The organism is Desulfocurvus sp. (assembly GCF_023230885.1).
Lineage (GTDB): Bacteria > Desulfobacterota > Desulfovibrionia > Desulfovibrionales > Desulfovibrionaceae > Desulfocurvus.
In genome coordinates this window covers 1-11884 of record NZ_JALNWM010000097.1, presented here as the reverse complement: position 1 = coordinate 11884, position 11884 = coordinate 1, and the positions used below count along the sequence as shown (strand labels likewise).

The window sequence follows — 11884 nt, the reverse complement described above, 5'->3', positions numbered from 1 at the left end:
TGGCCGAAACCACGGGGATCATGACCTCGCTTGTGCCGTCCACGATGGCCTCGTCCAGGGGGCGGCCCTGCTGGACGTGGCGGTAGATGTTTTCCACCACCACGATGGCGTCGTCCACGATGATGCCCGACACGAGCACGAAGGAGAACAGGGTGATCCCGTTCAGCGAGTTGCCCGTCAGGTACATGAGGATCATGGTCGTCAGGAACGCGAAGGGGATGCCCACCGCGGTCAGGGCCGCGCCCCGCGCGCCCATGAAGTGCCAGATGATGGCGCAGACCAGAATGATGCCCAGGACCATGTTCCAGCCCAGGGTGCTCATGGCGTCGGCGATGTGGGTGGTGGAGTCCTGGGTGGCCACGGCCGCAACGCCCTCGCGCTCCAGGGCGGGGCGCAGGTCGGCCAGCACGGCCTGGACCCCGGCCATGATGTCCAGGGCGTTGCCCTCGGGGGTCTTCTTGACCTTGAGGGTCACGGCGTCCTGGCCGTTGACCGAGGAGATGACGCGCGGGTCGCGGTAGTCCAGGCGCGCGTCGCTCATCAGGTCGGCCACGGTGAGCATCGAGCCGTCCTTGTCGCGGCGCACCACCGTGGCGGCCACCTGGTCGCGGGTGCGGAAGCGCTCGTCCACGCGGACCATGAACTCGCCGGACTCGTCGGTGTAGTCCCCGGCGGGCAGGGAGACGTTGGCCGCCTCCAGCGCCCGGGCGACCTGGTCGAAGCCGACGCCCAGGGCCGCCATGCGCGCCGGGTCGAGCAGCACATGGAACTCGCGCTGGTACTCGCCCTCGATCTCCACCTCCTGCACCCCCGGGATGTCGGCCAGGGGCACCTTGAGCTCCTCGGCCATGAGGGCCAGGGCGCGGTTGCCGCTCGGCCCCACGAGGTTGACGGCCACCACGGGCAGCCATTCCGAGGTGCGCACCAGGGTGAATCCGGGCGGGTCGGCGTCGTCGGGCAGCTCGTCGATCATGGACAGCACGCGGAAGCGCAGCTCGTCGTACAGGGCCTGGTAGTCCGTGTCGTCGTTGAACTTGACCACCAGCACCGAAAACTGCTGGGAGGAGGAGGACTGGATGAATTCCACCTGCTCCAGGTCCTGCAGGGCGTCTTCGATCTTGCGGGTCACCAGGGCCTCCATGTCCTGGGCGCTGGCTCCGGGCCAGAAGCAGGACACGATGACCTTGCCGAAGTTCACCTGCGGGTAGCGCTCCACGGGCAGGCGCATGACCGAGAAGGCCCCGGCCACGATGAGCGCAACGAAGACGAGGTTGAACAGGACCGTCTGGGCCAGGGTGAAGCGGACAACCGGGCGCATGGGCTACTCCTGCGCCCGCAGGGCGAAGCGCTGCCCCGGGGCCACCTCGGGCGCGGCCACGCGCAGCAGGTCGCCCCCGGGGCCGCCGTGGTTGCCGAGCAGCACCACCCGGACCTGCGCGCCGTCGTCGCGCACGACCCAGTGCTGCTCGTAGCGCTCGGTGACGGCGGCGCGCGGCAGCAGCACGCCCCCGGCGGGATCGGGCACCTCCAGGACCAGCTCCGCGCGCAGCCCGCCGCGCGCCCCGGCCAGCCCCGCGACGGCCAGGTCCACGGCGATCTTGCGCGTTTCGGGGTCGAAGCCGGGATACACGCGGTGGACCGTGGCCCGCGCCGGGCCACCCGCCTCGGGCAGGACCAGCACCGGGCCGCCGGGCGCGGCCCCCAGGGCGGCGAACTGCTCCGGGCTCAGGGCGAAGGGCACGAGCAGGGTGGCGAAATCCCCGGCCTGGCCCAGGACCTGGCCCTGCTCGACCCACTGCCCGGGCTCCGCGTCGCGGGCCATGACCACCCAGCCCGCCGGGGCCGTGACCCGCGTGCGCCGCAGGCGCTCGGCCAGCACGTCGCGGGCCACCTCCAGGGCCGCCAGTTCGTGGCGGCTCTGGCTCAGGGCCTGCTCCAGCTCGTCCAGCCGGGCCTGGGCCGCGTTGCCCTGGCCCACCAGCAGCCGGTAGCGCCCGGCCTCGGTCTCGTCGTAGGCCATGCGTTCGCGCAGCCGGGCGCGCTGCACGGCGTTGTCGCGCTGCTCCAGTTCGATGAAGGTCGGGTCCACCCGGGCGAAGACGCCGTCGGGGCCCAGGGGCTGGCCCACGTCGGCCATGACGCGCAGCACCTTGCCCGTGGCCTCGGCCACCAGGGGCACCACTGCCCGGGCGCGGGTGAAGCCCGACAGACGGACCTGGGCCGTGGCGGGCAGGGCGGTGGCGAGCTCCTGGGCCGGAGCGGGCAGGGGCCGGACCGTGGCCAGGGCCACGGCGAACAGGGTCGCCAGGAGGCGCAGGCGAGTCGTCGCGTGCATGGGGGGTCCTTAGGCGTTGGGGTTCGGGTTCTGGCAGGTCAGGGCTTCCAGCCCGCCGAGGGAAAATTGCAGCGCCAGCGCGGCCAGGGCCTCCACCCGCTCGGCAACGGGCGGGGCGCCGGGGTCCAGCCGGGCGATGATCGGGCCGATGTGGCAGTAGTGCAGCACCTGGGCCACCACGGCGCCCGCGCCGTAGCGCACCAGCTCCGGGGAGGCGCCGGGCCCCAGCAGCCCGGCCACGATGTCCTTCAGGCGCCGGGAGTCGGGCTGGATGTAGGTGTCGATGATGTGCTCCAGGGCCGGGGTGGGGTGGGCCATCTCCATGATGAAGATGGAGGCCAGCTCCCCGCGCCGCTGCGGGGCGTCGGCGCAGCCGTAGACCTCGTGGAAGAAGTTCAGGATGAACTCGTGCAGGCGCTCGGCGGCGGGGGCGGCCTCCAGGTCGGGCCGCAGGGCGGCCCGGGCCTGGCGCGGGGCGCGGAAGATATGCTCCAGCACCCGGGCGTAGAGCTGCTCCTTGCCGCCGAAATGGTAGTTCACCGCCGCCGTGTTCGCCCCCGCGCGCCGGCAGATGGCGCGCACCGTGGCGCCCTGGTAGCCGTGCCGGGCGAATTCGGCGATGGCGGCGTCGAAGATCCGTTCCGGGGTGGAGCGGTGCCGGGCGTCGGGCCCGGCGTCGGACCCGGCGTCGTCCGGGCCGGGAATCGGTTCGGGATGGAGCATGTCCGGAATGCCTCTCAAACAAATGGTTGAAACGGCGCTTGACCCAGGTGATTAAAATATATGTTTCACCCCGGTCAAGCGACAGTATCGCGACAGGCAGCCGCGCGCTTGACGATTCTTGCTTTTGTGCTCAGGGGCGGCGCAGGGCCACCAGGCAGCGCGTTTCGCGCCTGCCGCGCAGGGCGGTTTCGGCCCCGGGCTCCAGCCCGGCCCCGGCCAGCAGCCCGCGCAGGACCAGCACCTCGCCGGGCTCGCAGCCCGGCTCCAGGCGGCCCCGGTCCTCGGGCAGGGTCATGCGCATGCCGATCACGAAACGGCCCCCGGGCCGCAGGACGCGGCGGACCTCGGCCAGGGCCCGGGGCAGGGGCGACCAGAAGGGCAGGGAGTTCACGGCCAGGACGGCGTGGAACTGGCCGTCGGGCCAGGGCAGGGCGTCGGCCGTGCCCTGGCGCAGGTCCGGGCCGGGGCGCAGGGCGCCCAGGCGCCTGGCCGCCGCCCGGACCATGAGCGCCGACGGGTCCAGCCCGGCCAGGGCGCTGCCCGGCGCCAGGCGCCCGAGCATGGCCAGGGCCGTGCCCGGGCCGAAGCCGATTTCCAGGATGCGTTCCCCGTCCTGCGGGGCCAGGGCGGCGATGGCGAAGGCGTTCATCGGGCTGTTCTTGCGGGCCATGAGGGCCCCCGCGAGGCGGCCCAGCAGCCCGGAGGGCCTGGAGAAGGCCAGCCCCAGGGCCTTGCGGTCCCCGCCGAGATAGTGGGCGAACAGGGGGCGGCCGTCGGGGGCGGCGGCCAGCCCGGGCGGGGTCAGCCCCGGGGCGGCCAGCCCGGTGGCGGAGTCTTTTGGGGACGCTGGTTTAGTCATATTTCCTCCGTTTAACGTTTTATGCGAACTTCGGTTCATAATGGCCAAAAAAACCTCAGTCCCCGCCGGACAGGCGCCGGGCCGCGCGGCCCAGCAGGTCCGTCAGGGCGCGGCGCTGCTCCTCGTCGTCCAGGGCGGCGAGCACCTTGGCGGCGAGCACCTGGTCCAGGGCCTCGTGGGCGCGCACGATGCGTCGGCCCTTGGCCGTGAGGGCCAGCCCGTAGGAGCGCCTGTCGCGGGTCGAGAGGGTCCGGCGCAGGATGCCGCGCTCCTCCAGGCGGCTGACGGCGCTGGACAGGGTGGACTGGGGAACGCCCAGGGCCGTGCGGATGTCCTTGAGGATCAGGTCCGGGTCGCGGTCCACGCGGGCGATGATGCCCAGGTCTATGAAATTCAGGCCCTTGAGGGTCGCGTCCCAGCTGTCCAGACGGTGCAGGCGCAGGCCCCTGATCAGGGCGTGCAGGGCCTGGTTCATGGCGTCCACCAGGGCGGGGTCGGCGCCGTGCCCGTCCTGGGGGGCGGGGCTTGCGGGGAGGGGTGTGGCGGGCATCGCGCGGGTGTCTCCGAAATACGTTTTGTTCGATCTTCGTTAGAAATAGCTCCGGCCGGGGCGGCTGTCAAGGGCGCCGGGCCGATGCCGGCAGGGTGCCGTGTGGGCGCGGGGTGCGGCGTCGGCGAGGGCGGGGGCCGCGATGAGCGGAGCGGGCGCGGCGGCCGCCGGTGGAATACGGCGGGACACGGGGGCAAGGGCGGGGTGCGGCGCCGGCGGGCGCAGCCAACCCGGCGGCTCCGGGGCGGGGCCAAGGAGGACTCGGGCGGGGCCCGGCAGCGGGGCGGCGGCCTCTGGCGTTGGGCGGGCGGGGTGCGCGGCCTGGGCGGGATGCAGAGCGGACAGAGGCGCTGAAACGCGCTGGGGGTCCGGCGGAAATGCGCTGGGGGCCGGGCGCGGCGCCGGGTCGTTTCCGGGCTGGCCGGAGGCTGCCGCCCGGGGGGCCGCGCCGTTGCGCCGGGCGGGCCCGGGCTCAGCCCCGGCTGCGGATGATGTCCAGGATTTCGTAGCGCGAGGCCTGCCACGCGGGGTAGGCCCCGGCGGCCAGCCCCAGGACCACGGAGCCCAGGGGCACGGCGGCGATGAGCAGCGGATCGAACACGGCGGGGAAGGGCCCCAGGGCGTAGAGCGCGCCCAGCAGGGCCAGGGCCGTGCCCACGCCCAGGGTGCCCCCCACGCCCGAGAGCAGGCCGGACTCCAGGAGGAACTGGGCCACGATGTCGCCGCGCCGGGCGCCCACGGCGCGGCGCACGCCGATCTCCAGCCGCCGGGCGCGCACGAGCAGGATCATGATGGACAGGATGCCCAGGCCGCCCACGGCGAAGGAAACCGAGGAGCTGATGAGCCCCAGCACGGACACGAGGTCCAGGGCCTGCTGCTGGAGCTGGATGGTGTCGCGGGCGGTGAGCAGCGAGAAGTCGTCGGGCTGGCCGGGCTGCAGGCCGTGGCGCTGGCGCAGGATGCCCGCCGCCGCCGTGCGGGCCAGCTCGGGGTCGGCCCCCGGGGCCAGCTCCACATAGACGCCGGTGATGTGGTCGACATTGGACATGCGGCGCATGTAGGTCGACAGGGGCACGAAGACCTGCTCGTCCTGGTCGGTGCCCACGATGTCGGCGCCCTTGGGCTGGCAGACGCCGACCACGCGCAGCCTGGCGCGGTAGAAGTAGACCTCGCGGCCCACGGCGGCCCCGGGTCCGCCGAAAAGGCGCTCGGCGATGCCCGAGCCAAGGACGCAGACCATCTCGCGGTCGTGCAGCTCCTGCGCGGTGAAGAAGCGGCCCTGGGCCAGCTCCAGACTGCGCACGCGCTGGTACTCGGGGGTGGAGCCCACCAGGGTGGAGGGGATCTTGATCCCGCCGGAGCGAACCTCCATGGGCGCCTGGGTGAAGGGCGCGCCCGCCACGGCGGCGGGCAGGCCCTGGATCACGGCGTAGGCGTCGGCGACCTTGAAGGACCGCACGTCGCCCGAGGTCCCGACCCCGCCCGAGCGGCGGAAGCGGATGCTCCCGGCGCGGGCCATGAACAGGTTGGGGCCGAGCTTTTCGGTTTCGATCTCGGCCTTGCGGATCATGGCCTGGGACACATGCTGCACGCCGGTGAGCGCCAGGGCGCCGAGGAAGACCCCGAGCATGGCCAGCACGGTGCGCAGCTTGTGGGTGGACAGGGAGGCCAGGGCGATCCTCAGGCCGAAGTGCATGGCGTCTCCATGCCCCAAGGCTTACGGCAAAACGGCGCCCAGGGGAAGGCGCGGCGCCCGGTCAGGCCCTGCGGGCGGGCCAGAGCTGGGTCAGCAGCATGCCCGCGAGCATCAGCGCGCAGCCCAGGGCCGTGCGCAGGCCCATGACCTCGCCCAGCACGGCCCAGCCGCACAGGGCGGCGAACACGGCCTCCAGGCTGAGGATCACGGCGGCGTGGGTCGGCGGGGCGTCCTTCTGGGCGACGACTTGCAGGGTGTAGGCCACGCCCACGGGCATGATCCCGCCGTAGACGATGGGGAACCATCCGGCGCACAGGGCGGCCCAGGAAATGTCCTCGGCGAGCAGGGCGGCGACCCAGTGGATGGCCGAGCACACGGCGAACTGCGCACAGGCCAGGCGCACGCAGTCCACCCGGGGGGAGAGCCAGCCGAGGATGTGGACATGCACGGCCCAGAACACCGCGCAGGCCACGACCCACAGGTCGCCGGGGGCCAGGGAGAAGCCGTCGGTGACGCTCAGGTAGTACAGCCCGGCCGCGGCCAGCAGGGCGCCGAGGACGCCGCCCGTGCCCGGCCGCTGGCCCACGGCCATGCCGAAGAAGGGCACCAGGACCACATAGAGCCCGGTGATGAACCCGGCCTTGCCCGCCGTGGTCTGCACCAGGCCGATCTGTTGCAGGGCCACGCCGCAGAAGAGCACGGCCCCGGCCACCAGGGCGCCGCGCCGCGCCAGGGCCCGCCCGGCCGGGGTGGGCGCCGGGCCCGAGAGCCCGCGCCGGGTGAGGATCCAGATGAGCGGAAGCAGGGACAGCGCGCCGATGGTGAAGCGCACGGCGTTGTAGGTCATGGGCCCGACGTAGTCCATGCCCGAGCGCTGGGCCACGAAGCCCGAGCCCCAGACGGCCGCCGTGATGAGCAGGAAGATATTGGCTTTGAGGACACGCGCTTGCATAAGCGCCAGGGATTACCCCCAAAGTACCCCGGCTGGCAACGGGAAAAGGGCCGGGCCGGGGGCCGGGGCCGGGCCGGCCGCCCTGGCGCCGCGTGCTCAGTTCACCACGGCCATGCCGCTGGGGAACAGGCGCACGGCGAACAGGGCGTTGCACTGGGGGCAGATTTCGCCCGCGGAGGTTCCCGGAGCCAGGCGCACCTGCTGCGGGGCCTTGCACACGGGGCAGGAGACGGTGAGCACGGTTTCCTCGGCCGGATCGTCGACGAACAGGATGGTCATGGCACCCTCCGGGCTGTGGTTGCGGATGCCTGGACGGTACGCCCGGCGCGTTTCCGGCGCGGGGCGGGGCGGTGACGGCGCGGTGAAATCGGCAGCAGGCGGCCCGGCGCGCGAAACCCGTGCCGGGCGGGCACCCGCCGGAGGGGGGCGGGCGGCGGAATCAGCCGCCCAGGGCGGCTTCGGGGGCCTGGTCCGGGGCGCAGCGCCTGCGCTGCTCCTCCAGGTCGATGTCCCACAGGGCCTGGGTGAACATCATCAGCCAGTCGTAGGGCAGGGTCATGGTGCGTTCGCCGTTGTCCATGACGCACAGGTCGCCCTGGCGGCGGACGATGTAGGCGCTTTTGCGCTTCAGGTCGCCGTCGGAGGAAACCAGGGCGAAGGCCTGGTGCCCGTCCTCGGTGGAGTAGAGTTCCTGTTTGGTGAGCACGCCCGTGTCCTCCTCGAAAAAGGAGGTCTGGGCATAGAGGGCGCCCTTGAAGGTGATGGAGCCACCCTGGCCGTTGTCCAGGGTGATGGTCGTGAACGGCATGGTGCTTGCGCGCATCCGCCTTCCTCCTTGACCTCAGGTCGGCAGCTTGAGCTGCACGGGGCCCGTGTCCTTGGCGTGCTTTTCGTATTCCTTCTCGACCAGGGCGACGAACAGTTCGGTCATGGTCTGGTCGCGCAGGGCGGCCAGCAGACGCACCTTGCGGTGTACGTCCTGGGGGATGCGCAGGGTGAGCTGCTTTTTGTCCTCGTCGGCCATGACCTCGCCTCCGCCCGCGCCAGCCGGGAAAGCCGACTGCGGCCGCGCCCGGGGCGGCGGGCGCCACGCGTCGCGCGGCCCCGGTACGCTGCGCCGCATGTAGCATGCTTGACGGCATATTGTAAATAGACGGCTGAACTGTCTTCGCTGTCTTTGTATTTTGACAGTAAAGACGGCCCTTGCCGCGTCCCGGAGGGGCCGTCGGCCGCCCTGCGGGCCGTCCGCCCGGGCGGCCTGTGCGGGCTCCGGCCCCCTGGCGGGAGCACCGTGAGGGTGGCCGCGGGCCGCCGGAAGGGCGAAACCTCCGCCGCGCCGCCGAGGGGGGAGTGCGTCGCGACGGAGGTTCCGCCCGGGGGGGGACGATGCGCGGGAGGGCCCGCCACGGGCCCGGCGCCCGGCGCCCGGGCTACAGGGCGAGCTTCTGCATGGCCGTGATCTCTTCGCGCAGCCGCAGGAAGGCCACGTCCATGGGATCGCGGGGCCGGGGCAGGGGCACGTCGCGGATGGCGGCCAGTCTGCCGGGAAGCTTGCCTTCGAGGATGGCGATGCGGTCGGCGAGATAGACGGCCTCGTCGATGTTGTTGGTCACAAAGACCATGGTCTTCCTGTTCGCCCGCCAGATGCGCTCGGTCTCCTGCTCCATGCTGAGGCGCGTCTGGGCGTCGAGCTGGCCGAAGGGCTCGTCCAGCAGCATGACCTGCGGTTCGAGGGCGTAGGCCCGGGCGATGCCCACGCGCTGCTTCATGCCTCCGGAGAGCTGGTGCGGAAAATAGTCCTCGAAGCCGGACAGGCCGACCATGTCGAGGTATGCGCGCGCCTTGTCCCGCGCCTGGGCCCGGGTCGCGCCGGTCCGCCTGCCCTGGATGTCCAGGCCGATCTCCACGTTGCCCAGAACGGTGAGCCAGGGGAAGAGCATGTAGCTTTGGAACACCAGTCCCCTGTCGGTGCCCGGGCCGGTCACGGGTTCGCCGTGCATGCGGACGCACCCGGCGTCGGGCGCCTCGAGCCCGGCCATCAGGCGCAGCAGGGTCGTCTTGCCGCTTTGCCCCGGCCCCAGCACCACCAGCAGCTCCCGCTCCCGCACGCCGAAGCTGAGGCCCTCCAGCACGGGCACGGTCCGCCCCTTTTGCAGGTACGACTTGCCGACCCCGTCACACTCGATGTGGACCACCGTCCTGTCCATCGCACGCTTCCCTATAGGTTGCCGATATCATGTTGCCACACGCACACGCGCCGGAGCAGCGCCTCCACCAGCAGGGAGGAGAGGAAGGCCAGCAGCGCGATGACCACCATGCCGCTGATGATCATGCCGGGGTCGGAAATCTTCATGCCCTGCATGATGATGAACCCCAGCCCGGAGCGCGAGCTGACCATCTCCGCGGCGACGACGCTCCCCCAGGCCACGGAGATGGCGATCTGCAGGCCCGCCCCGATGCTCGGCAGGGCGGCCGGGGCGCTGACCAGGCGGATGCGGTCCCAGCGGTTGCCGCCCAGCATCCTGACCACGTCGTACATCTCCTCGTCGATGAGCAGCAGCCCGTTGTAGGAGTTCAGGATGACCGGAATCAGCGAGCCGAGCACGATGATGAATATCTTGGGCGCCTCCCCGATGCCCATCCACAGGATGGCCACCGATATCCAGGCCAGGGGCGGCATGGGCTTCAGCAGGCAGAAGATGGGGTTGAACAGGGCCCGGAACACCGGGCTGTAGGCCATGCCCAGCCCGGCCGGGATGCCCAGGGCCACGGCGATGGCGAATCCGGCCAGCACCCGGACCGCGCTGGCCCAGATGTGCCCCGGCAGGGTCAGCCCGGCGAACTGGGTGCGGTAGAGGTCGGCGAGGCTGGCCATGACCTGGGTCGGCGTGGCCAGCGCGGCCCCGGCCTCGGGGATGCGCGAGCCCGCCCACTGCCAGATCGCGAAGAACAGCACCAGGGAAACGACATGCAGCGGATATTCGCTGCCGCGCAAGCCGCGGGCGCGCCCCCGCGCCCCGGGCGCCTCGTTCAGGGGCGAGGGAGCCTTCGCCGACCCCGCGCACGGGCCGGCCGCGTTTCTTGTGGTGGCCATGTCTATCGCCTCAACCCGGCCAGCAGTCTGGCCTCTATCCTGTCGATGATCAGGCTGATCAGGGCCCCGGTGAGCCCCACGCTGACCATGCCGACCAGCACCAGGTCCGTGCGCCCCAGAAAGCGGCCTGTGGTGATCAGGTAGCCGATGCCCTTGTCCGAGGCCAGCAGCTCCGCAGCCACCAGGGTGATCCAGCAGTAGACCAGGGCGATCTGCAGGGCCCCGAAAACCATGGGCAGGGCCGAGGGGATGCAGGCCCGGGTGAACACCTGCCAGTCGGTCGCGCCATAGGTCCGCGACATGTTGATATACGTCGGGTTGGCCATGCGGACCCCGATGTAGGCGTTGATCACGCAGGGCACCACGCCCGACATCCAGATGATGAAGACCTTGCCGCCCAGGCCGATGCCGAACCAGAACACGGTCAGCGGGATCCAGGCCACCGGCGGTATGGGCCGGATCATCTCGAAGATGGGCCGCAGGAGGCCGCGCACGGTCCTGAACCAGCCCATGGCCAGCCCCAGGGGGATGCCCACCAGCAGGGCGAGCAGGTAGCCCAAAAAGGCCTCCTGCATGCTCACCCAGGCATGCACCACCAGGGTCTCGCCGTCCGGCTTGGGGTTGGTCAGCTTGTCCACGAACAGGGCGGCCACCTCCGAAGGCGGGCTCAGCATGATGCGCGGGATGCGCCAGTCGCTGACGCCCTCGGGGGCGACGCAGAGCTGCCAGAGCAGCACGAAGGCGAGCAGGCTGCCGACGGAAAGCAGCCTGAGACGCATCCTGTTGCGGCCCGGGGGCGGCGCGGTTCTCATGTCTTCATCCTCCCCGCCATGCGCGGCGGCGCCGGGCGGCCCGGCTCCCTGTGGGTCACCACCAGCGGATAAGCTCCGTGACCTCGCGGCGGATGGCCAAAAATTCCGGGGCCATGACATCGCGCGGGCGCGGCAGGTCCACCACAATCTCCGAGCGCACGGTGGTGGGCTTGGGCGTCAGGATGATGATCCTGTCGGCGATGTACACGGCCTCCTCGATGTTGTGGGTCACGAAAAGCACCGTGCTTTTCAGCGTGTCCCACAGCCGCACCAGTTCGTCCTCGAGATAGAAGCGCAGCTTGATGTCCATCTGCCCGTAGGGCTCGTCCATGAGCAGCAGGTCCGGCTCCACGGCAAAGGCCCGGGCCACGGCGACCCGCTGCATCATGCTGGCCGATATCTGGTTGGGATACAGGTCGCCCATGTCGGCCAGGCCGACCAGGGCCATGATCGTGTCCAGGCGCTCGCGGATGACCCGGGCTCCCAGGCGCTTGATGCGCATGCCGTAGGCGATGTTCTCGCGCACCGTGAGCCAGGGCAGGGCCGTGGGCTCCTGGAAGACGTAGGCCAGGTTGTGCCGCGTGGGATCGGCGGGCACGCCGTCGATCAGGATGCTGCCCGAGGTCGGAGGCGTGAGCCCCGCCAGGCAGTTGAGGAACGTGGTCTTCCCGCAGCCCGTGGGGCCGACGAAGGCCAGCAGCTCGCCCCGGGCGATGGAGAAGCTGATGTTGTCGAGAACGGTCAGCTCCGCGAAGGACTTGGTCAGGTTGGCGACCGCAACGCCTTGGGGGTTCTGCTGGGACATGCGCGGACCTTGTCGCACGGGTCCTGCCCGTGCGCACCCGGCGGCCCGAAACCGCCCG

At 71.4% G+C, this 11884-nt stretch carries 14 protein-coding genes; all 14 read right to left on the bottom strand.

What is annotated here, in order from left to right:
- Window positions 1-1318 (bottom strand): efflux RND transporter permease subunit (locus tag M0P34_RS08530; protein ID WP_291498435.1); only part of this gene is annotated, 1318 nt, incomplete at its 3' end.
- 3 nt (window positions 1319-1321) lie between these two features.
- A complete protein-coding gene (locus M0P34_RS08525) occupies window positions 1322-2335 on the bottom strand; it encodes an HlyD family efflux transporter periplasmic adaptor subunit (protein WP_291498433.1) in 1014 nt (337 codons plus the stop codon).
- Between the two features lie 9 nt (window positions 2336-2344).
- A complete protein-coding gene (locus M0P34_RS08520; protein ID WP_291498431.1) occupies window positions 2345-3058 on the bottom strand; it encodes a CerR family C-terminal domain-containing protein in 714 nt (237 codons plus the stop codon).
- A 130-nt stretch (window positions 3059-3188) separates the two neighbouring features.
- A complete protein-coding gene (locus tag M0P34_RS08515) occupies window positions 3189-3917 on the bottom strand; it encodes a methyltransferase domain-containing protein (RefSeq protein ID WP_291498429.1) in 729 nt (242 codons plus the stop codon).
- Between the two features lie 55 nt (window positions 3918-3972).
- Window positions 3973-4467 (bottom strand): MarR family winged helix-turn-helix transcriptional regulator, encoded by a 495-nt coding sequence (locus tag M0P34_RS08510; protein WP_291498427.1) that lies wholly within the window; start codon window positions 4465-4467, stop codon window positions 3973-3975.
- A 472-nt stretch (window positions 4468-4939) separates the two neighbouring features.
- The gene (locus M0P34_RS08505; protein ID WP_291498420.1) at window positions 4940-6163 is read right to left on the bottom strand and encodes an ABC transporter permease; all 1224 of its coding nucleotides are present in this window, start codon (window positions 6161-6163) and stop codon (window positions 4940-4942) included.
- A 61-nt stretch (window positions 6164-6224) separates the two neighbouring features.
- Window positions 6225-7115: a DMT family transporter gene (locus M0P34_RS08500; protein ID WP_291498418.1), complete on the bottom strand. Its 891-nt coding sequence runs from the start codon at window positions 7113-7115 to the stop codon at window positions 6225-6227.
- 96 nt (window positions 7116-7211) lie between these two features.
- Window positions 7212-7394, bottom strand: coding sequence for a hypothetical protein (locus M0P34_RS08495; RefSeq protein WP_291498417.1), 183 nt, complete (start codon window positions 7392-7394; stop codon window positions 7212-7214).
- A 160-nt stretch (window positions 7395-7554) separates the two neighbouring features.
- A complete protein-coding gene (locus M0P34_RS08490; RefSeq protein WP_291498415.1) occupies window positions 7555-7938 on the bottom strand; it encodes a hypothetical protein in 384 nt (127 codons plus the stop codon).
- Window positions 7939-7956: 18 nt separating this feature from the next.
- Window positions 7957-8139, bottom strand: a complete 183-nt coding sequence (locus M0P34_RS08485) for a hypothetical protein (protein ID WP_291498413.1) — start codon at window positions 8137-8139, stop codon at window positions 7957-7959.
- A 406-nt stretch (window positions 8140-8545) separates the two neighbouring features.
- Window positions 8546-9322: an ABC transporter ATP-binding protein gene (locus tag M0P34_RS08480; RefSeq protein WP_291498411.1), complete on the bottom strand. Its 777-nt coding sequence runs from the start codon at window positions 9320-9322 to the stop codon at window positions 8546-8548.
- A gap of 11 nt (window positions 9323-9333) precedes the next feature.
- A complete protein-coding gene (locus M0P34_RS08475) occupies window positions 9334-10110 on the bottom strand; it encodes an ABC transporter permease (RefSeq protein WP_291498409.1) in 777 nt (258 codons plus the stop codon).
- 101 nt (window positions 10111-10211) lie between these two features.
- Window positions 10212-11021 carry an ABC transporter permease gene (locus M0P34_RS08470; RefSeq protein WP_291498407.1) on the bottom strand — a complete coding sequence of 270 codons (810 nt, stop codon included), beginning with the start codon at window positions 11019-11021 and terminating at the stop codon, window positions 10212-10214.
- Between the two features lie 55 nt (window positions 11022-11076).
- Window positions 11077-11826, bottom strand: coding sequence for an ABC transporter ATP-binding protein (locus M0P34_RS08465; protein WP_291498405.1), 750 nt, complete (start codon window positions 11824-11826; stop codon window positions 11077-11079).
- Between the last annotated feature and the right edge of the window lie 58 nt (window positions 11827-11884).